This is a genomic window from Citrobacter sp. Cf125 (assembly GCF_030333935.1).
GTDB classification, from domain to species: Bacteria; Pseudomonadota; Gammaproteobacteria; order Enterobacterales; family Enterobacteriaceae; genus Citrobacter; species Citrobacter freundii.
The window spans coordinates 708,839-735,328 of sequence record NZ_JAOWEY010000022.1 but is presented as its reverse complement, the minus strand read 5'-3'; the positions used below and the strand labels follow the sequence as shown (position 1 = coordinate 735,328).

The following is a 26,490-nucleotide window of genomic DNA, read 5'->3' as shown; positions in this document are numbered from 1 at the left end:
CAACGTTTTAAGAGGTCATAATGAAATTACTAATTTTAGGCAACCATACCTGCGGGAACCGAGGGGATAGCGCGATCCTGCGCGGTTTGCTGGATGCCATTAACGCGTTGCGTCCCGAGACCGAAGTGGATGTGATGAGCCGTTACCCGGTGAGCTCTTCGTGGTTGTTAAACCGCCCGGTGATGGGCGACCCGCTGTATTTGCAGATGAAGCAACATAACAACGCAGCGGGTGTTATGGGGCGCGTGAAGAAAGTGCTGCGTCGTCGCTATCAGCATCAGGTACTGCTCTCGCGTGTTACCGATTCCGGTAATCTGCGCAATATCGCTATCGCCCAGGGCTTTACCGATTTTGTCCGTCTGCTGTCGCGCTATGACGCCATCATCCAGGTCGGCGGATCGTTCTTTGTCGATCTGTATGGCGTGCCGCAGTTTGAACATGCCCTGTGTTCGTTTATGGCGAAAAAACCGCTGTACATGATTGGTCACAGCGTGGGGCCATTCCAGGATGGGCAGTTTAATCAACTGGCGAACTACGTGTTTGGTCACTGTAATGCGCTAATTTTACGTGAATCCGTCAGTCTGGATCTGATGAAGCGCAGCGCAATTACCACGGATAAAGTCGAAACTGGCGTGGATACGGCCTGGCTGGTTGACAACCATCATGAGGATTTTGAGCCAGGTTATGCGGTACAGCACTGGTTAGACATGGCGGCTAAACAGAAGACCGTTGCCATTACATTGCGTGAGCTGGCTCCTTTTGATAAGCGTCTGGGGACAACGCAGCAGGCCTATGAGCAAGCCTTTTCCGGGGTGGTGAACCGCATCCTCGACGAAGGTTACCAGGTGATAGCGCTGTCAACTTGCACCGGTATTGATAGTTACAACAAAGATGACCGCATGGTGGCGTTAAACCTGCGCCAGTATGTTAACGATCCGGCCCGATATCACGTGGTGATGGATGAACTTAACGATCTGGAGATGGGGAAGATTCTGGGCGCCTGCGATCTGACGGTGGGGACTCGCTTGCATTCTGCCATCATCTCGATGAATTTTATGACGCCTGCCATCGCCATTAACTACGAGCACAAATCGGCTGGGATCATGCAACAACTGGGGTTACCGGAGATGGCTGTTGATATTCGTCATCTTCTCGATGGCGGTCTCGAAGGGAAGGTTGCCGATACTCTCGGACAGTTACCTGAGCTGCGCATACGTCTCGGCGACGCGGTTATGCGCGAACGCGAACGTGGGGTACGCATGGTGCAGTCGGTTTTAACGCGTATTGAGGGGGAAAAATGAAGATTGGTTTTTTTCTGCTTAAATTTCCGCTCTCCTCCGAGACATTTGTACTCAATCAGATAACCGCATTTATCGATATGGGCTACGACGTGGAGATTGTCGCTTTGCAGAAGGGCGATCTTGAAAATACTCATGCCTCCTTTAATACCTACCGTCTGGGTGAAAAAACTCGCTGGTTGCTGAATGAACCGGAAAGTAAACTGGCGAAACTGAAATATAGGGCAGCGGCGGCTCTGCACGGTATTACCCGCGCAGCGACCTGGAAAGCGCTTAATGTTGCACGCTATGGTGAGGAGGCGCGCAATCTGATTTTGGCAGCTATTTGCGGCGGGAATCCGCGAGCGTTTGAGGCGGATGTCTTTATTGCTCATTTTGGGCCCGCAGGCGTAACGGCCGCCAAGCTGCGTGAGCTTGGGATGATCCGCGGAAAAATCGCCACGGTATTTCATGGGATTGATGTTTCGCACCGGGGCGTTTTGGCCCGCTATACCCCTGAGTATCAGCAGCTGTTTCAACGCGGTGATTTAATGTTGCCCATCAGCAATCTCTGGGCCGGACGGTTAAAGAACATGGGATGTCCGCCGCAAAAAATTGCCGTCTCGCGTATGGGAATCGATATGACACGCTTTACGCCACGCCAGTTGAAATCGCCAACTGCACCGCTGGAAATAATCTCTGTTGCCCGGTTAACCGAGAAAAAAGGACTGCACCTCGCCATCGAAGCTTGTCGTCAGTTAAAAGAGCAGGGCGTTTCATTTCGTTATCGAATTCTGGGTATAGGCCCTTGGGAGCGTCGTTTACGTACGCTGATCGAGCAATATCAACTCGATGGCGTTATTGAGATGCCCGGCTTTAAGCCCAGTCATCAGGTAAAGGAGATGCTTGAACAGGCGGATGTATTTTTGCTGCCTTCGATCACCGGAAGAGACGGCGATATGGAAGGGATCCCGGTGGCACTGATGGAGGCGATGGCGGTGGGTATTCCGGTGATTTCCACCGTTCACAGCGGGATCCCTGAGCTGGTCGAGTCGGGTAAATCAGGCTGGCTGGCACCGGAAAACGACGCGCAGGCACTGGCAGAGCGTTTAGCGGCATTTAGCCTGCTCGACAGTGAGCAGGTACAGTCGATTGTGCAGTGTGCGCGCGAAAAAATTGAAAATGAATTTAATCAGTTAGCTATCAATAAACAGTTAGCCAGTCTGCTGCAAACGATGTAAATCGAGGTTGTATGTCAGAGAACAAACTCTCACGCCGTACTTTTCTGACGGCGGGCTCTGCGCTTGTCATGCTGCATTCTCCCGTTGTTCGCGCGCTTGAATCATCGGGCAGCGTCAACATTCAGGATTACAACCCACAGGATTGGGTGGCCTCTTTCAGGCAGGCGTTCAAAGAAGGGCAAATGGTCGTCGTACCAAAAGGCCTGGAATGTAAGGATCTCAATACTGCTATTGTTATTCCGCCAGGCAAAACGCTCTTCATACAAGGGCGAATAAGTGGCAATGGCCGTGGGCGCTTTATTTTACAGGATGGATGCAACGTTGTGGGCGAGCAAGGCGGGAGCCTGAAGAACGTTACCCTGGATGTACGTGGTTCGGACTGTGTAATAAAAGGGATTGCCATGAGCGGTTTCGGTCCGGTGACGCAAATTTATATCGGCGGTAAAACTTCAAGGTTGATGCGTAATCTGATTATTGATGATATTACTGTCACTCGCGCTAACTATGGGATTTTACGTCAGGGTTTTCATAACCGAATGGATGGCGTAAAGATTACAAACTGCCGATTTAGCGATCTCCAGGGAGATGCCATTGAGTGGAATGTGGCTATCAACGACAGCAACATCCTCATTTCTGACCATGTCATTGAACGTATTAACTGTACCAATGGCAATGTGAACTGGGGCATCGGTATCGGGCTGGCGGGCAGTACCTATGACAATAGCTATCCCGATGAACTGGCGGTAAAAAACTTCGTGGTGGCGAACATCACCGGTACCGACTGTCGGCAGTTAGTTCATGTGGAGAACGGCAAGCATTTTATCATTCGTAATATTACCGCGCGAAATATCACACCGGATTTCAGTAAGAAAGCGGGCATTGATAATGCGACGGTTGCTATTTATGGATGTGATAACTTCGTGATTGATAATATCAATATGGAGAACAGCGCAGGTATGCTCATTGGTTATGGCGTCATCAAAGGTCGATATTTATCCATTCCACAAAACTTTAAGCTAAATAATATCCATCTCGATAACACCAAACGTGAATACAAATTACGCGGAATTCAGATCTCCTCTGGTAATGCAACGTCATTCGTGGCCATCACCAACGTGGAGATGAAGCATGCCACGCTTGAGTTGCACAACCAACCGCAGCACCTTTTTTTACGTAACATCAGGGTGATGCAGCAATCGGCCACGGGTCCCGCACTTAAGATGCACTTCGATCTGCGCCAGGATGTACGCGGTAAGTTTATGGCCAGGCAGGACACATTACTCTCACTGGCCAACGTACATGCAGTAAACGAAGCTGGGCAAAGTTCAGTTGACATCGACCGTATAAACCATCAGGTAGTGAATGTAGAAGCGGTGAATTTTCGACTACCGGGGCAGGGGAGGTAACTTTGCGACCATTCCTGGCTCAAGTCGCACATACTTGAGCTTAAGATTACTGCATTCTACAGATAAGCGGCGTAACATACGCGGCAACTGTACAATGTAATTCATACTGGCTAAAACAAGCTAAAAAGCTATAATTCAGCAACTAATGAATAGGTGAATGACTTAATGATTAATTTGAAAGCAGTTATTCCGGTAGCGGGTCTGGGGATGCACATGTTGCCAGCCACTAAGGCAATCCCTAAAGAGATGCTGCCGATCGTAGACAAGCCGATGATTCAATACATTGTCGACGAAATTGTAGCTGCAGGTATCAAAGAAATCGTTCTGGTAACTCATGCGTCTAAGAACGCGGTTGAGAACCACTTCGACACCTCTTACGAACTCGAATCGTTGCTTGAGCAGCGTGTTAAGCGCCAGTTATTAGCCGAGGTGCAGTCTATCTGTCCTCCGGGCGTGACTATCATGAACGTCCGTCAGGCTCAGTTACTGGGTCTGGGTCACTCCATTCTTTGTGCTCGCCCTATCATTGGTGATAACCCGTTTGTCGTGGTATTACCTGACGTTGTTCTGGATACCGCAAGTGCAGATCCCCTGCGCTACAACCTCGCTGCTATGGTTGCTCGTTTTAATGAAACCGGGCGCAGTCAGGTGCTGGCTAAGCGTATGGAAGGCGATCTGTCTGAATACTCTGTTATTCAAACCAAAGAGGCTTTGGACAACGAAGGTAAAGTCAGCCGTATCGTTGAGTTCATCGAAAAACCGGATCAGCCGCAAACGCTGGATTCCGATCTGATGGCCGTAGGACGCTATGTGCTTTCTGCTGATATTTGGGCAGAGCTGGAAAAAACTGCTCCAGGTGCCTGGGGACGTATTCAACTGACTGATGCCATTGCAGAGTTGGCTAAAAAACAGTCTGTTGATGCCATGCTGATGACGGGTGACAGCTACGACTGCGGTAAAAAGATGGGCTACATGCAGGCGTTTGTGAAGTATGGGCTGCGTAACCTGAAAGAAGGTCCGAAGTTCCGTAGGAGCATCGAGAAGCTACTGAGCGAGTAGATATTTACAGGTCTTTGTGACGGTAAGCCAGAAAAAATAGCGGCAGCTAACATCCCAGCTTCTATGCTTTAAGCAATGGAATGTTACTGTCGCTTTTTTATGAAAAATGACCAATAACAACAAGTTAACCTACCAAGTTTAATCATGGCTTTGTCAGATTTTTTCTTGTTTCTGCTGGCATTTGGTAAGACAATTAGCGTTTGAATTTAACAGAGCTTTGCGATAGCTGGCGGGGCTGGTTACACATTTATCATTCAAGTAGTGCTCTGGTTGCTGCAAGGCCAGGGGCGGTAGCGTGCATAATGCCCAGATGCCTGCATTATGTGCCAGCATATTAAATAGTATTCGTATAAACGATATTCGGAATTAAAACGTGAAAATACTAGTTACTGGTGGGGCGGGTTTCATTGGATCCGCAGTAGTTCGTCATATAATAAAAAATACTCAGGATACCGTTGTTAATGTCGATAAACTTACCTACGCCGGCAACCTGGAGTCACTTGCCGAAGTCTGCGAAAATAATCGCTATTATTTTGAACATGCGGATATCTGTGATAAAGCGGCAATGGAGCGTATTTTTGCCACTCATCAACCGGATGCGGTGATGCATCTGGCAGCTGAGAGTCATGTTGATCGCTCTATTACAGGGCCTGCGGCTTTTATCGAAACGAATATCGTCGGTACCTATGTACTGCTGGAAGCTGCTCGTGGCTACTGGAACGGGCTGGAGGCAGATAAAAAACAGGCATTTCGATTCCATCATATATCCACAGATGAAGTATACGGCGACCTGCCACATCCAGATGAAGTGGCTGCTGGTAGTGTGTTGCCTCTGTTCACCGAAAAGACAGCATATGCGCCGAGTAGCCCGTATTCTGCTTCTAAGGCATCCAGCGATCACCTGGTTCGCGCATGGTTACGTACCTATGGTTTCCCAACGATTGTCACCAACTGTTCCAATAACTACGGGCCGTATCATTTCCCTGAAAAGCTGATTCCGCTGGTGATTCTTAATGCGCTGGAAGGTAAAGCATTGCCAATTTATGGCAAAGGCGACCAGATTCGCGATTGGCTGTATGTTGAAGATCATGCCAGAGCATTATACACCGTTGTGACTCAGGGACTTGTAGGTGAAACCTACAATATCGGTGGTCATAACGAGAAGAAAAACCTGGACGTTGTCCATACTATCTGCGATTTGTTGGATGAGATTGTGCCTAAAGAAGGTTCTTACCGCGAGCAAATTACATATGTAGCGGATAGACCTGGGCACGATCGCCGCTATGCGATTGATGCAGCGAAAATCAGCGATGAACTGGGCTGGAAGCCGCTGGAAACCTTCGAGAGCGGGATCCGTAAGACTGTTGAGTGGTATCTGTCGAATACGCAGTGGGTTGAGAATGTGAAAAGCGGCGCCTACAAGACGTGGATCGAACAGAATTATGGAGAACGTCAGTAATGAATATTCTGCTGTTTGGTAAAACGGGCCAGGTGGGTTGGGAATTGCAACGTGCGCTAGCCCCGTTGGGGAACCTGATCGCATTAGATGTACATTCGACTGACTATTGTGGTGACTTTAGTAATCCACAAGGCGTGGCAGACACCGTTCGTCGTATCCGGCCTGACGTTATCGTCAACGCGGCTGCCCATACGGCAGTAGATAAGGCTGAGTCCGAAGTTGAATTTGCCCGGTTGCTTAATACGACCAGTGTGGAGGCAATTGCCAGAGCTGCCGCAGAAATCGGAGCGTGGGTAGTGCATTACTCCACGGACTATGTTTTTCCTGGCACCGGCGAAACACCATGGCGCGAAACGGACGCTACAGCGCCGCTTAATGTCTACGGTGAAACCAAACTGGCGGGAGAAATGGCGCTTCAGACGCACTGCGCCAACCATTTGATTTTCAGAACCAGCTGGGTGTATGCAGGTAAAGGCAATAATTTTGCGAAAACGATGCTGAAACTGGCAAAAGAGCGCGCAGAGCTTTCGGTAATTAACGACCAGTTCGGTGCGCCAACTGGAGCTGAACTTCTTGCTGACTGTACGGCGCATGCTATCCGTGTTGCAATGAACAAACCCGATGTGGCTGGACTCTACCATCTGGTTGCGGGTGGAACCACGACCTGGCATGACTATGCAGCACTGGTGTTCGATGAAGCCCGTAAGGCAGGAATTGAACTGGCATTGACCCAGTTAAATGCGGTGCCGACCAGTGCGTATCCTACTCCCGCACACCGCCCAACAAATTCTCGCCTGAACACCGATAAATTCCAGAATAACTTTGAGCTGGTATTACCGCAGTGGGATGCTGGTGTAAAACGTATGTTGGCTGAGTTGTTCACGACAACGGCGATCTGAATTTATTTTAATGCCCCTTGACGGGCATTTTGCACATAAAGAGATGATGAAATGAAAACGCGTAAAGGGATTATTTTAGCTGGTGGCTCAGGTACTCGTCTTTATCCTGTCACTATGGCTGTAAGCAAACAACTGCTGCCAATCTATGATAAACCTATGATCTATTATCCGCTTTCTACGCTAATGTTGGCAGGGATTCGTGACATCTTGATTATTAGTACTCCTCAGGATACCCCTCGATTTGAACAGTTATTGGGTGACGGTAGCCAGTGGGGACTTAATTTACAATATAAAGTACAACCGACGCCGGATGGCCTAGCCCAGGCATTTATTATTGGTGAAGAGTTTATCGGTAATGATGATTGTGCTCTTGTTCTGGGTGACAACATTTTTTACGGACATGACTTACCAAAATTAATGGATACTGCCGTAAATAAAGAAAGCGGTGCAACTGTTTTTGCCTATCATGTCAACGATCCTGAACGCTACGGTGTAGTTGAGTTCGATAAAAGTGGTACAGCAGTTAGCCTTGAAGAAAAACCACTCGAGCCTAAAAGTAATTATGCAGTAACCGGGTTGTATTTCTATGACAACGATGTTGTTGAAATGGCAAAGCACTTAAAACCTTCTGCACGTGGTGAGCTTGAAATTACCGACATTAACCGAATTTATATGGAACAGGGAAGGTTATCTGTTGCAATGATGGGACGTGGCTATGCGTGGCTTGATACAGGGACGCATCAGAGTCTGATTGAAGCGAGTAACTTCATTGCCACTATTGAAGAACGTCAAGGTTTGAAGGTCTCTTGCCCTGAAGAAATTGCTTTTCGTAAGGGATTTATTAGCGCCGAACAAGTTCAAAAATTAGCAATTCCATTATCAAAGAATGCGTATGGACAATATTTGTACAGGATGATTAAGGGCTACTAGTTATGAATGTTATTAAAACGATCATTCCCGACGTGTTACTGATTGAGCCGAAAATTTATAGTGATGAACGGGGTTTCTTTTATGAAAGCTACAATCATATGAAACTGGAAGCAAGTGTCGGCCATAGTCTTATGTTTGTGCAAGATAATCATTCAAAATCAAAGAGAGGTGTATTGCGTGGTTTACACTACCAGGCTGCACCTTACGAACAGGGTAAGCTAGTGCGCTGTGTTGCCGGTGAAGTTTTTGATGTTGCAGTAGATATTCGAGTTCATTCAGAAAGTTACGGTAAGTGGGTTGGCGTTATATTATCTGCTGAGAATAAACGTCAATTATGGATTCCCGAAGGTTTTGCACATGGCTTTGTCGTTATAAGCGAGAACGCAGAATTTTTATATAAAACAACTAACTATTATGCGCCAGCAGCAGAAAGAAGTATTGTATGGAACGATCCTACTTTAGGGATCGAGTGGCCTGTACCAAAAAATGAAATAATATTATCAGATAAAGATATAAAAGCTGATTATTTTGCAAAGTTAAGATAAGGAAAATAATAGTGATTCCATTTAATAAACCCTATTTGCATGGGGATGAGCTACTTTATATTGCGCAAGCTACTAAAGGGGGGAAGATTTCGGGGGATGGTATTTTTACCAAAAAATGTCACGAGTTCTTCGAGAGTAAGTATAACTTCAAAAAAGTGCTCCTTACAACTTCATGTACCGATGCGTTAGAAATGGCGGCAATTTTACTAGATATTAAACCAGGCGATGAGGTGATCGCACCTTCATATACCTTCGTATCGACAGTGAATGCTTTTACATTAAGAGGTGCAACAGTAGTATTTGCTGATAGCTATACTAATAATCCTAATGTTGATCCATGTTCAATCCGAGCGTTAATTACACCTCAAACAAAAGCAATTGTGGTTGTTCACTATGCTGGTGTTGCATGCGATATGGATGAAATATTGGCAATATCTGAAGAGTATAATATCCCAATAGTTGAAGATGCAGCTCAAGCTATTGACTCATATTATAAAGGACGTCCATTGGGAAGTATGGGAGCATTTGGAACATTTTCATTCCATGAGACCAAAAATATAATTTCTGGTGAAGGCGGTATGCTAGTTATTAATGATGAGAAATATATCAAACGAGCTGAGATAATCCGAGAAAAAGGGACTAATAGGTCATCATTTTTCAGAGGTGAAGTAAATAAGTATGGCTGGGTTGATATTGGTTCTTCTTTTCTGCCCTCTGATATTATTGCTGCATATTTATATGCACAGCTAGAGCATATGGATCTCATTCAAAATAAAAGGAAAGAGCTATGGCAAAGATATTACGAAAAGCTAGCCCCACTGGCAGAAAAAGGGGCTATTCATTTGCCTGTAATTCCTGAGTACACGACAAATAATGCGCATATGTTTTACATCTTATGTGACAATATAAATGTCAGAACGGATTTGATTAAATATCTCAAAGATAATGGAGTGCATGCCGTTTTCCATTACTTATCACTTAATAAAAGTGATTATTATTTGGCCGATAATAATAGCATTAACTTAGAAAATAGTGATGCGTTTACAGATAATTTACTTCGGCTACCTTTATTTTATGAATTAACTTTAGAACAAGTTGATTATATATGTTCAAAAATAACAAGTTTTTTTAGCTAGAATGAAATCTACGAGTTGATACTTTGTGAGTTGGTATGCTTAAAAAAATATCTATATTGTATGCTTCTCAATTATATCGAGCTGCATTTCCGTTAATGTTAGTACCTTTAATTATAGGGTTGTTGGGTACAGAACGATATGGAATAGTTTCATTTTTTACAATGCTGATAACACTTATGGGGTTACTGGACGCAGGTATCAGTGGGACATTTGTAAAATTAATCGCAACAAATAAATATCAACTCGCTAGTTATACTAAAGTTGTCAAATTGTTTTTAAAAGTATTTCTTGGTTTTGTCTTTATTGCCTGTACTGTTGCATTTATATTTAATTATTCATCTATATATATAGTGAATGATTGGTTGAAAACTTCTCTATCTAATGATGAAACAGTATTTTGCATAAAAATAATCGGAATAATTTTAGCTCTACTATATCTACGCTCGTATTTACAAAGTTTTATTAATGGAATGGAAAGGCAGGACTTGATTGCTATATGGGGAATGGTTTATACGACGTGCTTTTATGGCGGAGGTTATGTTGTCCTTGCCTTTTATTCGAATTCGTTATCAGCCTTCTTTAAGGTATTGCTAACTTTATCAATTATAGATGTCATCGTTACAGCTTATTGTGTTTACTATGTTATACATAAACATAGTAAACAATTAGGTGAAGGTTGCAGCGGAAATAACTCTGCTGAAAGCGAAGATATTGCATTTAGCAAAGTAATAAAATTTTCATTACAACTTTCTGGTCTATCTATGATATGGGTTGTAGCAAGTCAAGTTGATAAAATAGCGCTATCGACGTATACGACACTAACAAATTACACCCAATACCAAATAGGAAGTCAGCTAAGTGCAGTTGTGCTGACTTTAGTAATTCCATTATCACAAATTTTATTGCCACGGTTAAGCGCATTAATAAAAGAAAAAAAAGAAAGTCAATTTGTAGCAATATTTACTTACAGTTCCATAGCATATGTTGTTATTCTTGGACCGTTGGTGCCATACATGTTTATATTTGGCAGTGACCTGATTGCGCTATGGCTTAAGAACGATGTTTTGGGGAATACAGTAAATCAATATGCAAAATGGCTTGTGTCAGCAACATTTTTTGCAGGGATCATGAATTTCGTATTTATTCTTTTATATTCTACAGGGAAGCTAAAGTACCATTTTTATGCCTATGCTGGCTATTCGGCACTCACCATCCCGCTAACCATATTGATTGCGAAATATTTAGGCCCACAGTGGTCAAGCGTTTTCTATTTTACTCACACAGTCCTTTTCCTCATAATATGGGGTTTCTACTGTTTAACAAAGGAGATGGTTTCTTATCTTAAAATAATAGCACCGGTAACGTTAATCATTATATCATTTTCGACTATTATCTTTGAGACCATAGAGCATTTCTCTATGTTTGGTAATTATAAATATCTATATATATTTGGCGCACCAATAGTTAATCTCGTAATCATATCTATGCTGATGCTGAGCACACGATTTTTTATCCTTCCTGCAATAAAAAAAATAAGTTTAAGAAATTGGCAATTTTGACACCAGTGAGAAAATAAATGAAAATTTTACATTTGTCGACAGGGGATAGCAAAGGAGCGTTCTATGGGGCTTATCGCACGCATATAAATCTAAAAAGATTTAGTCATCAATCTACCATGTGTGTTTTTGATAAAACCTCAAATGATACTGACGTCATTGAATTGTCACAAATTAGAAGAAAAATGTTTGGTTTCTTAGGCAAACTGTTTCGTCGTCTGTTTGTTAATAGAGACATAACTGAGGATAAAACTTATCTAATTTATAGCTCAACTTTTAGCACTTATGAGCTATTTAAAAAGTATAAACAAAAGCCAGATTTAATACTCGTATATTATGTTGCAGATTTTCTTTCTGATAAGGATTTATTTGAAATTCAAAAACATTATCAGTGCCGTATCGCCTTTTACCTGATGGACGCAGGTATGTTTACTGGTGGATGCCATTATCCGTGGCGTTGTGAAGGTTATAAAAATGATTGTTCAAATTGCCCAGCGATGCTTTATCCTAAATTAATAAAACTACCTCAACAAGTTCTAAGAAACAGGAAAAAATATTACTCAGAAATGGATTGTTTTTATTTATCTGCTAGTAAGTGGTTAGATGAACGCTGTTTGACTAGTTCAATAAAGGCCAAGTATGGCATGAAGAAAGCACTGATCGGTATTGATGAAAATATTTTTACTCCCCGGCTTTCAGATATTGCAAGAAAATATCTAGGTATTAATATTCCTGATGGTCATCGAATTATTCTTCTAGGTGCTCAATCATTGAACGACCCAAGGAAAGGTGTTAAATATGTTGCTGATGCACTAGAATACATAAAGGAAAACAATCCAAGACTTTTGGATAATATATCAATATTAACAGTTGGTTCTCAGCCTCAAAAGATAATTTTTGATGGTGTTTCATTAATAAATATTGATTTTATCCATGATAAGAATAAATATCCATATCTGTATAACGTTGCTGATGGATTCATTTGTTCCTCCATTGAAGATGCCGGGCCAATGATGATTAATGAATCTTTGATGTCGGGAACTCCTGTCATTTCGTTCAAAACAGGTGTAGCCGAAGATCTTATTATTGATGGAGTTAATGGCTTTCTTGCTGAAAGTGTCAGTGCCATTGCACTTGCAGATGCAATAGCTGCTTTTTTAAAGTTAACAACATTTGAGCTAATGGAACAGAAACACAGTAGTAGAAGTATAGCTCTTAATAGATGTTCATCACTAGTACAAGTACAAGCAATTGAATCCTTAATATCTAATGAAATAAACTAGGACTGTATCAGGAATGTGTCTTTCTTAATGTTCTGTATTTGTTACCTATATAAAGAAAGTGAGGGTCTATGCCATATGAAATTGTTGGCTAATTTTTCGAATTTTGGTGGGTTATTCTTTAATTAATTGAAAATATTGTTACAGATATTAAAATAATATAAATGCTATTAATAGGGGCGAATAATGTTTAAGTACACTTTCCGAATAAGAATTATTAGCCTTTTCTCATTTATATCAAAGTGCAAACGAAAATTAAATGCCTGTTTTTTTAATCTGCTAACTGGACATAAATTTAGAATGGTGGGTATAAATTTCAAACTATATATAAAGCCATTTGACAACTTTGATAAAAACAATAGAAGATGGATAGATGGCCGTATTGGTGATAACTGCTGGATTGAAGCTGTATATAATTATGGGCAACAAAACTTTAGCCCTGTTTTAAATATTGGCCAACGTTTGTGCTTAAGCGACAATGTTCATATTTCTTGTGCAAGTTCCCTAACTCTAGGTGATGACGTTTTGATAGGTAGTAAAGTTTATATTGGGGATCACAGTCATGGTAGTTATAAAAATAATAGTTATGAGTTTTCGCCACCAGCAGATAAGACTCTAGATGATTTCGCGTCTGTAAAGATCGGCAATTGCTGCTGGATTGGAGATAATGCAGTAATTTTAGCTGGCAGTGACATTTGTGATGGTTGTGTAATTGCAGCTAATGCAGTAGTCAAAGGTTTGAAAGTCGATAAACCATGCTTAATTGGTGGAGTTCCAGCCAAAGTATTAAAGGTGTTTTAAAATGAATGTTTTTATCAGTATTTGTATACCTTCCTATAATCGTGCGGAATTTTTAGAGCCTTTATTGGATAGCATATACAATCAGGACTACGCTATTAATAATACCGATTTCGAAGTTATTCTTTGTGAAGACAAATCTCCACAAAGAGATGAAATAAACTCTATTGTTGAAAAATATAAGATAAAATACAATAAGGCTAATCTTCATATTAACCTGAATAAAGATAATTTAGGGTATGATAAAAATTTAAAGAATTGCATTAGTTCAGCAACTGGCAAATATTGCATGATCATGGGCAATGATGATCTGTTAGCTGATGGGGCATTATCTAAGATCGTTACTGTCTTGAAGGCAAATCCTGATATTGTATTGGCAACACGGGCGTATGGTTGGTTTAAAGAAAACCCAAATGAATTATGCGATACCGTTCGCCATTTAACTGAGGATACATTATTCCAACCAGGCACTGATGCTATCAAATTTTTCTTCCGCAGAGTTGGTGTTATTTCTGGTTTTATAGTGAATGCCGAGAAGGCAAATAAATTATCCTGTGATATTTTTGATGGCCGCTTATATTATCAAATGTATCTGGCTGGGATGCTTATGGCTGAAGGTCAGGGATATTATTTTAGCGATGTAATTACTTTGTCAAGAGATACAGAAGCACCTGATTTTGGTAATGCAGGAACTGAAAAAGGTATATTCACTCCAGGTGGTTATAAACCAGAGGGGCGGATACATATGGTTGAAGGGCTTCTCCTCATTGCAAAACATATAGAAAACACTACAAAAATTAATGGTGTTTATGCTGGTATTAAAAGGGATTTAGCAAATTATTTTTATCCTTACATTCGAGATCAGCTTGATTTACCATTAACTACATATTTGAAAATGATTAATGATTTCCGAAAAATCGGATTTGCTAATGAAAAATTGTTTTATATTCATGCCATTTTGGGATATGTATTAAAACGAAAAGGTTATGATGCGTTGATTAAATATATTCGTAGCAAAAATGGCGGCACTCCGCGTCTTGGTATTTAACCTCTCTAAATTAAAAATAGTAGTTATATGAATATACTCTATGCTGCGATATTAAGTGTCAACTTATTCTCTCCATACATTAGTTCGTGGATGGTTAGTGTATTACCATTTCCTCCCGGAGCAATTCTTAGGGATGTACTGAATGCACTTTTTGTAGTTCTGGTGCTGATACGTTTTTTAGTTGATAGGAAGAAAATTCACTTTTTCCTTGTTTTTACCATATTTGCATGGGGGTCATTAGTTTTATGGGTAATAGCATTAACCATATTCTCATCTGACAAAGTTCAAGCGATTATGGGAGGGCGAAGTTATATTTTGTTCCCTGCCGTTTTCATTGCATTAGCAATTTTGAAAGTTTGCTATTCTGAATCTTTAAACGTTGAGAAAGTGGTTCGTTATATTATTTTTTTAATGCTTACTGTAGCAGTGATAGCTATCATTGATGTATTAATGAAAGGTGAACTTATTAAACTGCTTGGTTATGATGAACACTATGCGGGAGATCAGTTAAACCTAATTAACAGCTATGATGGCATGATTAGAGCAACTGGTGGTTTCAGTGATGCTCTTAATTTCGGGTATATGTTGACATTAGGTGTTCTGCTATGCATGGAGTGCTTTTCGCAAGGATATAAAAGGGCATGGATGCTGATTGCTAGTTTGGTTATTTTTACTGCAATCTGTATGACTCTGACCCGAGGGGCAATCCTTGTTGCAGTTATCATCTATGCTTTTTACATAATTTCAAACCGAAAAATGCTACTAAGCGGCATTACATTATTTTTAATCGTCATTCCTATCTTAATGGTATCTACAAATATTTTTGATAAGTATATAGACACGTTAGTTGGCAGATTTACAGACTCATCGCAGACATCCCGTGGGTCTACGCAGGGACGAATAGATATGGCAATGAATTCCTTAAGTTATCTTTCAGAGCATCCATCTGGTATAGGTTTAGGTACACAAGGTTCAGGAAACATGCTTTCCGTTAAAGACAACAGATTAAATACGGATAACTATTTCTTCTGGATGGCTCTCGAAACTGGAATTGTTGGCTTGATTATAAATATTTTTTATATGGCAAGTCAGTTTTATGCTTCATTTTCTTTAGACAGAAGATATAATACTCATCCTAGTTATGCGTGTTTTAGAATATATTTTCTGCTTGGAATAACTTTCTTCATTAGTGCAGCATTAAGTTCTGCACCTTCGTCATCAACTTTTTCAATATATTATTGGACAGTTTTAGCTTTAATGCCTTTTTGGAATTTGTCTAATAGGAGGTGTACAATTTAATGAATAATAAAAAAATATTGATGGATATTAGTTGGTCTAACATGGGAGGAATTGGTCGTTTCACAGACGAGATCTCGAAGTTATTGACTGGAATATCATGTGCAAAAATATATAAAAAATGTGCTTCTCCTTTTGCTCCACTTGGACTTGCTGTAAATATCTTTTTTCAGGGTAAAGTTGATTTAATTTTACTTCCAGGTTATATACCACCACTTTTTTGTTCAAAAAAATTTATAGTTACAATACATGATTTAAATCATCTTGATTTGAATGATAATTCGTCTTTTTTTAAAAAGCTATTTTATAAGTTTATAATAAAACGAGGCTGCCATCAGGCTTATAAAATATTTACAGTTTCCAATTTTTCTAAAGAAAGAATAGCAGAATGGTCGAGAGTTGAACCCGGCAAAATTGTTACCGTTTATAATGGTGTATCTGAAGAATTTAATATTGATGTTCAGCCTATGGATTTAGGATATGAATATCTGTTATGTGTAGGAAACCGGAAAACTCATAAAAATGAAAGCCGTGTTTTATCTGCATTTGCCAAAGCGGACATAGATCCTTCAATCAAACTCGTTTTTTCAGGTAATCCGAGTAGTGATTTAGAAAAATTAATAGTGCAGTACGGGATAAGTGAACGTGTTAATTTTTTAGGTTTTGTTTCAGAAAGTGACTTGCCATCGTTATATAAGGGTTCACTAGGCTTAGTTTTTCCTTCCCTGTATGAAGGATTTGGATTGCCTGTAGTGGAAGCGATGGCATGTGGTGTTCCAGTATTAACTTCAACTACGTCATCTTTACCTGAGGTAGCAGGAGATGCTGCGATACTTGTAGATCCTGTGTCGGTGTGCGCTATTAGCGACGGTATTACAAAATTAGTTAATGATACGGAACTACGTGAACACTTAGTCCATGAAGGGCTTTTACGCGCTAAGAAGTTTAGTTGGAAAAATGTTGTTAATGAGATCGAAATGGTACTTACAGAGGCATGCAATGAAACTAAATGAGGCAAAAATATCTCTTGTTCATGAATGGCTACTAAGCTATGCAGGTTCTGAACAGGTTTCATCTGCAATATTACATGCTTTCCCTGAAGCTGAACTATATTCTGTCGTTGATTTTTTAACAGATGAACAAAGGAATAATTTTCTTGGAAAGCATGCAACAACTACATTTATTCAAAAATTGCCAAAAGCAAAAAAATTATACCAAAAATATTTGCCATTAATGCCGTTGGCTATTGAACAGCTTGATTTATCTGATGCAAACATCATCATTAGCAGCGCCCACTCTGTTGCAAAGGGCGTTATTTCTGGGCCAGATCAGTTGCATATAAGTTATGTTCACTCGCCAATACGATATGCATGGGATTTACAACACCAGTATCTTCGAGAATCTGGTCTGAATAAAGGAGTTAAAGGCTGGCTAGCTAAGTGGTTTTTACATAAAATACGAATCTGGGATTATCGTACCGCGCATGGGGTTGATCACTTTATCGCCAACTCACAATACATTGCACGTAGAATTAAAAAAGTTTATGGTCGCGAAGCTTCTGTAATATACCCACCTGTTGACGTAGAGAATTTCGAAGTAAAAGATATAAAACAAGAATATTATTTTACAGCATCCCGTATGGTTCCTTATAAGCGTATTGATCTTATTGTCGAAGCCTTTAGCCAAATGCCAGATAAAAAACTAGTTGTTATTGGTGATGGGCCAGAGATGAAGAAAATAAAAAGTAAGGCCAAAGATAATATAAAGTTGCTTGGTTACCAGCCTTTTTCTGTTTTAAAGGAATATATGCAGAATGCTAAAGCATTTGTTTTTGCAGCAGAAGAGGACTTTGGAATAATTCCTGTTGAGGCTCAAGCTTGCGGTACTCCTGTAATCGCGTTTGGCAAAGGTGGTGCTTTAGAAACTGTTCGTCCAATAGGTATAGAAAGGCCAACAGGTATTTTCTTTAATGAACAGACAGTTGTTTCATTACATGAAGCAATTTGCGGGTTTGAAAAGGCTTCTCCACTCTTTACATCTCAAGCATGCAGAGATAATGCAGAAAGATTTTCACGTTCGAGATTTAATAAAGAATTTACTAACTTTGTAGATGAAAAGTGGAATCTTTTCAAAGCAGAGCAAATTATCAAACGTTAATAGTGGTTAATTAAATGTCAAAATTAGTACCAGTAATAATGGCTGGTGGCACGGGTAGTCGCTTGTGGCCGCTCTCACGCGAACATCATCCCAAACAGTTTTTGACTGTTGAGGGTGAGTTCTCAATGCTGCAAAATACCATTAAGCGACTGTCCCCACTTTTGGTTAGCGAACCGGTTGTTATTTGTAACGATAGCCACCGTTTCCTTGTTGCTGAACAGCTTCGCGCTATTGATAAACTTGCGAATAATATTATTCTTGAGCCTGTAGGGCGTAATACGGCTCCAGCGATCGCACTCGCTGCTTTTTGTGCACTTCAAAATACTGATGATGAAGATCCATTACTGTTAATCTTGGCTGCGGATCATGTTATCCGTGATGAAAAGGTATTTATTGAAGCTATTAAGCATGCTGAATCCCATGCAACTCTCGGTAAGTTAGTTACTTTTGGTATCGTCCCTACGCACGCAGAAACGGGCTATGGCTACATTCGCAGAGGTGAGGCCATTGATGCACAAGCTTATGCTGTCGCAGAATTTGTAGAGAAGCCAGATTATAATACTGCGTGTCATTATATTGAATCTGGGAAATATTATTGGAACAGTGGCATGTTCTTATTTCGTGCAAGTAGCTACTTAAATGAACTAAAACAATTATCCCCTAATATATACCATGCTTGCGAGAGCGCAGTTGGCCGTATTAATCCAGATCTTGATTTTATACGTATTGATAAAGAGTCATTTACTTTATGCCCGAGTAATTCCATTGATTATGCGGTAATGGAGCATACGCAACTCGCAGTAGTTGTACCCATGGATGCCGGATGGTCGGATGTAGGCTCTTGGTCTTCACTTTGGGATATTTCACACAAAGATCAGCAACGAAATGTATTGCATGGCGATGTATTTGCCCATAGCAGTGAAGACAACTATATTTACTCCGAAAGTGCATTTATTGGCACAATAGGAGTAAATAACTTAGTTATCATTCAGACTGCGGATGCTTTATTAGTTTCTGATAAAGATTCAGTACAAGATGTTAAAAAAGTCGTTGATTATCTAAAAAAGAACAACAAAAGCGAATATAAAAAACATCTGGAAACATTCCGTCCTTGGGGCAAATATACTGTAATTGATAGTGGTGACAATTACTTGGTCAAACGTATAAGTGTTAAGCCGGGTGAGAAATTTGTCGCGCAAAAGCATGAGCATCGAGTAGAGCACTGGATAGTCATATCAGGAACCGCTCTCGTTACTAAGGGCGAACTAACCTTTATAGTTTCGGAAAATGAATCTACATTTATACCAGTTAATACCATCCATGCGCTAGAGAATCCTGGAGTTATCCCATTGGAATTAATTGAAATCCAGTCAGGTACTTATCTTGGTGAGGATGATATCATACGCTTGGAACAGCGTTCTGGATATTCGGAGTGAGAAATTGATGAACATTTTTTATAATAGTCGAGATATTATTAATAATTCTGGAATTGCTTTTGGAACTAGCGGTGCTCGCGGTCTTGTCACCAATTTTTCGCCTGAGGTTTGTGCTGCTTTCTCAGTTTCATTTTTGACTGTGATGCAAAAACAGTTTTCATTCGATACTATCGCGCTAGCGATGGATAACCGTCCAAGTAGCTACTCAATGGCTCAGGCTTGTGCCGCTGCACTACAGGAAAAAGGCATCAATATCGTTTTCTATGGTGTAATTCCGACACCAGCATTGGCTTATCAATCTATTTCTGATGGTATACCTGCAATAATGGTCACAGGGAGCCATATTCCTTTTGATCGTAATGGCCTCAAATTTTATAGGCCTGATGGTGAAATAACTAAAGATGATGAGAATTCTATTATTCATGCCAACGCTTCATTTAGCAAGACAGCGTCTGAAGAATTAACAGTCTCTCCAGTTGCGGCTGAAAATTATATTTCACGATATACTTCATTGTTCCCAACACCTTTCCTGAAAAACAAGCGTATTGGTATTTATGAGCACTCAAGTGCTGGACGTGATCTCTATAAACCACTGTTTAACGCTTTGGGTGCTACTGTCATCAGCTTAGCCAGAAGTGATGAATTTGTTCCTATTGATACGGAAGCTGTGAGCGAAGATGACAGAAATAAGGCAATCAAATGGGCTGCGGAATTTCAGTTAGATGCTATATTTTCTACCGATGGGGATGGTGACCGACCTCTTATCTCGGATGAAAATGGGAACTGGTTACGAGGGGATTTGTTGGGCCTCTTGTGTTCACTTGAGTTAGCCGCTGATGCTGTCGCTGTTCCTGTAAGCTGCAACAGTACAATTTCATCAGGTAATTTCTTCAAACATGTGGAGCGTACTAAAATTGGCTCTCCTTATGTTATAGCTGCATTTTCCAAATTATCTGAAAACTATAATCGCATTGTAGGATTTGAGGCAAATGGTGGTTTTTTATTAGGCAGTGATATCTATGTTAATCAGCAGTTACTTAAAGCGTTACCAACGCGTGATGCGGTATTACCTGCTATTATGCTTCTTTTTAGAAGTAGGGATAAAGGTATCAATGCAGTAGTTGAAAAACTTCCTGTTCGCTACACCCATTCCAATAGATTACAGAATGTTAGTGCCAACACAAGCATGTCGATGATAAATGTCGGACTATCGGACCCAAAAGCATTCTTGGAGTACATCGGATTAAATGATCACTATATACTATATTCAGATATGACCGATGGATTAAGAATTACACTTAATAATAATAATATTGTCCACTTGCGCCCTTCAGGTAACGCTCCAGAGCTTCGTTGCTACGCTGAGGCTGACTCGTCAGACGAGGCATATAAATTAGTTGAAACGGTACTCGCTAATATTAAAAAGCAAGTTTGTAAGAATGTTTAAATATAGTATGCATAAGGCGTTTCTTTTCATAAACGCCTAGCTTGGTTATCTGGTACCCATTTTGAGGGTGAGGGTTAATGGATAATATTAACAATAAGTATAATCCACAATTATGTAAGATCTCATTAGCGATATCAGATCTGGTTTTTTTTAATGTGGCTTTGTGGTTATCTTTGGGATGCGTATACCTGATTTTTGATGAGGTACAGCGATTTGTCCCCCAGGAACAACTGGATACACGCGTCATATCCCATTTCATACTTTCTATAGTATGTGTAGGGTGGTTTTGGGTACGTCTGCGTCATTATACCTACCGCAAACCATTTTGGTATGAATTGAAAGAGATCTTTCGTACCATTGTGATCTTTGCCATATTTGATTTGGCGTTAATCGCATTTACGAAATGGCAGTTTTCACGTTATGTTTGGGTGTTTTGCTGGTCTTTTGCGCTGATATTAGTACCCTTATTCCGTGTGTTTGTAAAACATGTACTTAATAAGCTAGGTATCTGGAAAAAGACTACTATCATTTTCGGCAGTGGCCAAAATGCACTTGGGGCATACAGTGCCTTGCAGAGTGAAGAGATGATGGGTTTTGACGTTGTCGCATTTTTTGATACTGATTCTGTTGATTGCGAGATTAGCTCACTACCTGTAATAAAAGATGTGGAAGAAATTTGGAATCTGAATCGCACCGGTGATGTTCATTACATTCTTGCTTATGAATATACGGAACTCGATAAAACACAATACTGGCTCCGTGAGTTATCAAAGCACCATTGTCGCTCAGTTACTGTGGTTCCTTCTTTCCGTGGGTTACCTTTGTATAATACCGATATGTCCTTCATTTTTAGTCATGAAGTTATGTTGCTGAGAATACAAAATAATCTCGCAAAACGGACTTCTCGTTTTCTTAAACGTTCTTTCGACATTGTTTGCTCCTTATTGATTCTGCTAATTGCATCACCGCTCATGATTTATTTATGGTACAAAGTTACTCGTGATGGCGGTCCTGCTATTTATGGGCATCAGCGTGTTGGGCGAAACGGAAAATTATTCCCATGCTACAAGTTTCGCTCAATGGTGATGAACTCTCAGGAAGTGTTAAAGGAACTTTTGGATAACGATCCGGAAGCGAGAGCTGAGTGGGATAAAGATTTTAAATTAAAGAATGATCCACGCATTACTGCTGTTGGACGCTTTATTCGGAAAACCAGCCTTGATGAGTTGCCCCAGTTGTTCAACGTATTAAAAGGAGAGATGAGTCTGGTTGGGCCACGGCCTATCATTTCAGATGAACTGGAACGTTATTGTGATGACGTTGATTATTATTTAATGGCAAAACCTGGCATGACGGGGCTGTGGCAAGTTAGTGGCCGAAATGATGTTGACTATGAAACACGCGTTTATTTTGACTCATGGTATGTTAAGAACTGGACTCTCTGGAATGACATTGCCATTTTGTTTAAGACGGTGAAGGTCGTTTTGCATCGAGATGGCGCGTACTGAGTGCGTATAAACATGACCGTTTACTACCCAAAAGGAAGCACCAGTACACCAATTGCTACCTTCTTGCCTTGTCTCTGAGTTAACATGTTAGTCACTTAAGCCTCCCGGGGGCAGCCCCGGTGGGCAACCACACCTGACAGGAGTATGTAATGTCCAAGCAACAGATCGGCGTCGTCGGTATGGCAGTGATGGGGCGCAACCTGGCGCTCAACATCGAAAGCCGTGGTTATACCGTCTCCATCTTCAACCGCTCCCGCGAGAAAACTGAAGAAGTTGTTGCCGAGAACCCGGGTAAGAAACTGGTTCCTTATTACACGGTGAAAGAGTTCGTCGAGTCTCTTGAAACCCCACGTCGTATCCTGTTAATGGTGAAAGCGGGTGCTGGCACCGATGCTGCTATTGATTCCCTGAAGCCGTATCTGGATAAAGGCGACATCATCATTGATGGTGGTAACACCTTCTTCCAGGACACCATTCGTCGTAACCGTGAACTGTCTGCTGAAGGCTTCAACTTTATCGGTACCGGTGTTTCCGGCGGTGAAGAGGGCGCCCTGAAAGGCCCATCTATCATGCCTGGCGGGCAGAAAGAGGCCTACGAACTGGTTGCGCCGATCCTGACTAAGATTGCTGCGGTTGCTGAAGATGGCGAACCGTGCGTGACCTATATCGGTGCCGATGGCGCAGGTCACTATGTGAAGATGGTGCACAACGGGATCGAATATGGCGATATGCAGCTGATTGCGGAAGCCTATTCTCTGCTGAAAGGCGGTTTGAACCTGTCTAACGAAGAGCTGGCAACTACTTTCACCGAGTGGAATGAAGGCGAGCTGAGCAGCTATCTGATCGACATCACCAAAGATATCTTCACCAAGAAAGACGAAGAGGGTAAATACCTTGTTGATGTGATCCTGGACGAAGCGGCGAACAAAGGCACCGGTAAATGGACCAGCCAGAGCTCTCTGGATCTGGGCGAACCGCTGTCGCTGATCACCGAATCCGTATTCGCTCGCTACATCTCTTCTCTGAAAGACCAGCGCGTTGCGGCATCTAAAGTGCTGTCTGGGCCACAGGCTAAACTGGCTGGTGATAAAGCAGAGTTTGTTGAGAAGGTCCGTCGCGCGCTGTATTTGGGCAAAATCGTCTCTTATGCCCAGGGCTTCTCTCAGCTGCGTGCCGCATCTGACGAATACAACTGGGATCTGAACTACGGCGAAATCGCGAAGATCTTCCGCGCGGGCTGCATCATTCGTGCGCAGTTCCTGCAGAAAATCACCGACGCCTATGCTGAAAACAAAGGCATCGCGAACCTTCTGCTGGCCCCGTACTTCAAAAATATCGCTGACGAATATCAGCAAGCGCTGCGTGATGTAGTGGCTTATGCTGTGCAGAACGGTATTCCGGTACCGACCTTCTCTGCAGCGGTAGCCTACTACGACAGCTACCGTTCTGCGGTACTGCCGGCTAACCTGATCCAGGCCCAGCGCGACTACTTCGGTGCACATACGTATAAACGCACCGATAAAGAAGGTGTGTTCCACACCGAATGGCTGGATTAATCTGATTTAGTCTAACTGTGAATCCAGGCCCGGAGCGCTCCTCCGGGCTTTTTTATTGCCAAAAAATGGGATTCAGCCAGGTCTGATATCCGGTGTTGTAGCAAATCACGATATACTGGCGCAATGCAGAGCCGATGCGCCACGTTGTTGGCAGCGTGTTCACCCTCAAATGTTCAACCGGAAGAAGTTACAGAGCGAATGAAGATAACTATCTCAGGAACAGGTTATGTAGGTTTGTCGAACGGTATTCTGATTGCCCAGCACCACGAAGTGGTCGCTCTGGATATCGTTCCGACGAAGGTCGAGATGCTGAATCAGAAAAAATCGCCGATCGTTGATAAGGAGATCGAAGAATATCTGGCGACAAAACAGCTGAATTTCCGTGCAACGACCGATAAGTATGATGCTTACCGCGACGCGGACTACGTTATCATCGCGACACCGACTGATTACGATCCGACAACTAACTACTTTAACACTTCGAGCGTCGAGTCAGTGATCCGCGATGTGGTCGAAATCAACCCAAATGCGGTGATGGTAATTAAATCAACGATTCCGGTTGGCTTTACGAACTCTATTAAAGAACAGTTGGGTATCGACAATATTTTCTTTTCGCCAGAATTCCTGCGTGAAGGTCGTGCGCTATACGACAACTTGCATCCGTCCCGTATCGTTATTGGTGAACGTTCCGAACGAGCCGAGCGTTTTGCCGCGTTGCTGCAGGAAGGTGCGGTTAAAAAAGACATTCCGACGCTGTTTACCGACTCTACTGAAGCCGAAGCCATCAAGTTGTTCGCTAACACCTATCTGGCGTTACGTGTGGCCTACTTTAACGAGCTGGATAGCTATGCAGAAAGTCTTGGCTTGAACTCACGGCAGATTATTGAAGGTGTGTGCCTGGATCCGCGTATCGGTAATCACTACAACAATCCGTCATTCGGCTATGGCGGCTACTGTCTGCCGAAAGATACTAAGCAGTTGCTGGCTAACTACGCGTCTGTACCGAATAACATTATTGGCGCGATTGTTGATGCGAACCGTACGCGTAAGGACTTCATTGCAGATTCTATTCTTGCGCGTAAACCTAAGGTGGTCGGCGTGTACCGTTTGATCATGAAAAGTGGTTCCGATAATTTCCGGGCATCATCTATTCAGGGCATCATGAAGCGCATTAAAGCCAAGGGTGTGCCCGTTATTATTTATGAACCCGTGATGGAGGAAGATGAATTTTTCCACTCTCGGGTAGTGCGTGATCTTAATGCGTTCAAAAATGAAGCGGATATTATTATTTCTAACCGCATGACGTCAGAATTAGCTGATGTTGCCGATAAAGTTTATACCCGCGATTTGTTTGGTAGTGATTAATCTCGTCTCCATAAAAAAGGCCTTATAAAAGGCCTTTTTATTTTAATCAGGTCAGTAATTAAACTTTGTAGAAATTACGATACCAGTCAACAAAGTTCTTCACCCCATCTTTTACCGTGGTTTCAGGTTTAAAACCAATTACCTCATACAGTGCTTTAGTGTCTGCGCTGGTTTCCAGTACATCACCTGGCTGTAGTGGTAGCATGTTTTTCTTCGCTTCAATACCCAGAGCATCTTCCAAAGCCTGGATATAGTCCATTAGCTCAACCGGTGAACTATTGCCGATATTGTAGACGCGATAGGGCGCAATGCTGGCTGCTGGCGTGCCTGTTTCAACGGTCCATTGTGTGTCTGCGTGTGGAATGACATCCTGCAGGCGAATGATCGCTTCTGCGATATCATCGATATAGGTAAAGTCACGCTTCATTTTGCCGTAGTTATAGACGTCAATACTTTTCCCTTCCAGCATCGCTTTGGTGAACTTGAACAGCGCCATATCCGGTCGACCCCATGGGCCGTACACGGTGAAAAAACGCAACCCGGTGGTGGGCAATCCGTACAGGTGGGAATAAGTATGAGCCATCAGCTCGTTGGCTTTTTTGGTTGCTGCATACAGCGACACGGGATGATCGACGGAATCATCCGTAGAGAAAGGCATTTTGCGATTCAGGCCGTAAACTGAACTGGATGAGGCATAGAGTAAATGCTGAATTTTATTATGGCGACACCCTTCCAGTATGTTCAGAAAGCCTGTGAGATTTGAGTCTGCATAGGCATGCGGGTTTTCGAGTGAATAACGTACGCCAGCCTGGGCGGCGAGATGAATTACGCGTTCAAAATGCCCGGATGCGAAGAGTTCAGTCATGCCTTCGCGGTCGGCTAAATCAATTTTATGAAACTGGAAACCGGGCTGTGCCAGTAATTCCAGACGAGCTTGTTTAAGACTGACGTCGTAGTAATCGTTCAGATTATCAATACCGACTACTTGATGGCCAGCCTCAAGGAGGCGTTTGCTAACGTGGAAGCCGATGAAACCAGCGGCACCCGTAACCAGGTATTTCATGTTTATTCCTCTTTTTGGCTAAATAATA

General features: G+C 41.9%; 22 protein-coding genes. 21 read left to right on the top strand and 1 reads right to left on the bottom strand.

The features are described 5' to 3' along the window. Positions 1–20 precede the first annotated feature (20 nt). The 21 genes from wcaK (at position 21) to ugd (ending at position 25,399) form a co-directional block, all read left to right on the top strand. A complete protein-coding gene (wcaK, locus tag OGV89_RS07875; protein ID WP_199998964.1) occupies positions 21–1,301 on the top strand; it encodes a colanic acid biosynthesis pyruvyl transferase WcaK in 1,281 nt (426 codons plus the stop codon). After that, a complete protein-coding gene (gene wcaL / locus OGV89_RS07870) occupies positions 1,298–2,518 on the top strand; it encodes a colanic acid biosynthesis glycosyltransferase WcaL (protein ID WP_003841815.1) in 1,221 nt (406 codons plus the stop codon). The genes wcaK and wcaL overlap by 4 nt, the downstream gene beginning before the upstream one ends. A gap of 11 nt (positions 2,519–2,529) precedes the next feature. Further along, positions 2,530–3,924, top strand: coding sequence for a colanic acid biosynthesis protein WcaM (gene wcaM, locus OGV89_RS07865; protein WP_199998965.1), 1,395 nt, complete (start codon positions 2,530–2,532; stop codon positions 3,922–3,924). 165 nt (positions 3,925–4,089) lie between these two features. Next, a complete protein-coding gene (gene galF, locus OGV89_RS07860) occupies positions 4,090–4,983 on the top strand; it encodes a GalU regulator GalF (RefSeq protein ID WP_032936722.1) in 894 nt (297 codons plus the stop codon). A 373-nt stretch (positions 4,984–5,356) separates the two neighbouring features. Then, complete coding sequence (rfbB, locus tag OGV89_RS07855; RefSeq protein WP_032936723.1) at positions 5,357–6,442, top strand: dTDP-glucose 4,6-dehydratase; 1,086 nt, start codon at positions 5,357–5,359, stop codon at positions 6,440–6,442. Continuing rightward, positions 6,442–7,341 (top strand): dTDP-4-dehydrorhamnose reductase, encoded by a 900-nt coding sequence (rfbD, locus tag OGV89_RS07850; protein WP_054528553.1) that lies wholly within the window; start codon positions 6,442–6,444, stop codon positions 7,339–7,341. The genes rfbB and rfbD overlap by 1 nt, the downstream gene beginning before the upstream one ends. Before the next feature lie 51 nt (positions 7,342–7,392). Beyond that, a complete protein-coding gene (gene rfbA, locus OGV89_RS07845; RefSeq protein ID WP_200002837.1) occupies positions 7,393–8,271 on the top strand; it encodes a glucose-1-phosphate thymidylyltransferase RfbA in 879 nt (292 codons plus the stop codon). A 2-nt stretch (positions 8,272–8,273) separates the two neighbouring features. Then, a complete protein-coding gene (rfbC, locus tag OGV89_RS07840) occupies positions 8,274–8,816 on the top strand; it encodes a dTDP-4-dehydrorhamnose 3,5-epimerase (RefSeq protein WP_200002836.1) in 543 nt (180 codons plus the stop codon). A gap of 11 nt (positions 8,817–8,827) precedes the next feature. Next, entirely contained in the window at positions 8,828–9,952 is a 1,125-nt protein-coding gene (gene rffA / locus OGV89_RS07835) for a dTDP-4-amino-4,6-dideoxygalactose transaminase (RefSeq protein WP_200002835.1), read from the top strand. Between the two features lie 35 nt (positions 9,953–9,987). Continuing rightward, positions 9,988–11,511, top strand: coding sequence for a lipopolysaccharide biosynthesis protein (locus tag OGV89_RS07830; RefSeq protein WP_200002834.1), 1,524 nt, complete (start codon positions 9,988–9,990; stop codon positions 11,509–11,511). Between the two features lie 17 nt (positions 11,512–11,528). Further along, entirely contained in the window at positions 11,529–12,791 is a 1,263-nt protein-coding gene (locus OGV89_RS07825) for a glycosyltransferase (protein WP_200002833.1), read from the top strand. 183 nt (positions 12,792–12,974) lie between these two features. Further along, positions 12,975–13,589, top strand: coding sequence for a DapH/DapD/GlmU-related protein (locus tag OGV89_RS07820; RefSeq protein WP_200002832.1), 615 nt, complete (start codon positions 12,975–12,977; stop codon positions 13,587–13,589). Between the two features lies 1 nt (position 13,590). Beyond that, entirely contained in the window at positions 13,591–14,634 is a 1,044-nt protein-coding gene (locus tag OGV89_RS07815) for a glycosyltransferase family 2 protein (protein ID WP_200002831.1), read from the top strand. 27 nt (positions 14,635–14,661) lie between these two features. Continuing rightward, a complete protein-coding gene (locus tag OGV89_RS07810; protein WP_286558471.1) occupies positions 14,662–15,933 on the top strand; it encodes an O-antigen ligase family protein in 1,272 nt (423 codons plus the stop codon). After that, positions 15,933–16,943 (top strand): glycosyltransferase family 4 protein, encoded by a 1,011-nt coding sequence (locus tag OGV89_RS07805; RefSeq protein ID WP_200002830.1) that lies wholly within the window; start codon positions 15,933–15,935, stop codon positions 16,941–16,943. Before OGV89_RS07810 ends, OGV89_RS07805 begins: the two co-directional genes overlap by 1 nt. Then, on the top strand, positions 16,930–18,087 hold the full coding sequence (locus tag OGV89_RS07800; protein ID WP_200002829.1) for a glycosyltransferase family 4 protein: 1,158 nt from the start codon (positions 16,930–16,932) through the stop codon (positions 18,085–18,087). Before OGV89_RS07805 ends, OGV89_RS07800 begins: the two co-directional genes overlap by 14 nt. A gap of 14 nt (positions 18,088–18,101) precedes the next feature. Then, positions 18,102–19,523 (top strand): mannose-1-phosphate guanylyltransferase/mannose-6-phosphate isomerase, encoded by a 1,422-nt coding sequence (locus tag OGV89_RS07795; protein WP_200002828.1) that lies wholly within the window; start codon positions 18,102–18,104, stop codon positions 19,521–19,523. Positions 19,524–19,530: 7 nt separating this feature from the next. Then, entirely contained in the window at positions 19,531–20,970 is a 1,440-nt protein-coding gene (locus tag OGV89_RS07790; RefSeq protein WP_200002827.1) for a phosphomannomutase, read from the top strand. Positions 20,971–21,047: 77 nt separating this feature from the next. Further along, positions 21,048–22,478, top strand: a complete 1,431-nt coding sequence (locus OGV89_RS07785; protein ID WP_200002826.1) for an undecaprenyl-phosphate galactose phosphotransferase — start codon at positions 21,048–21,050, stop codon at positions 22,476–22,478. Between the two features lie 149 nt (positions 22,479–22,627). After that, entirely contained in the window at positions 22,628–24,034 is a 1,407-nt protein-coding gene (gene gnd / locus OGV89_RS07780) for an NADP-dependent phosphogluconate dehydrogenase (RefSeq protein WP_003844291.1), read from the top strand. 198 nt (positions 24,035–24,232) lie between these two features. After that, positions 24,233–25,399, top strand: coding sequence for a UDP-glucose 6-dehydrogenase (gene ugd / locus OGV89_RS07775; protein WP_044701934.1), 1,167 nt, complete (start codon positions 24,233–24,235; stop codon positions 25,397–25,399). Between the two features lie 58 nt (positions 25,400–25,457). Here the strand turns inward: ugd and OGV89_RS07770 are convergent, their stop codons facing one another. Then, positions 25,458–26,462, bottom strand: coding sequence for an NAD-dependent epimerase (locus OGV89_RS07770; protein ID WP_200002825.1), 1,005 nt, complete (start codon positions 26,460–26,462; stop codon positions 25,458–25,460). Between the last annotated feature and the right edge of the window lie 28 nt (positions 26,463–26,490).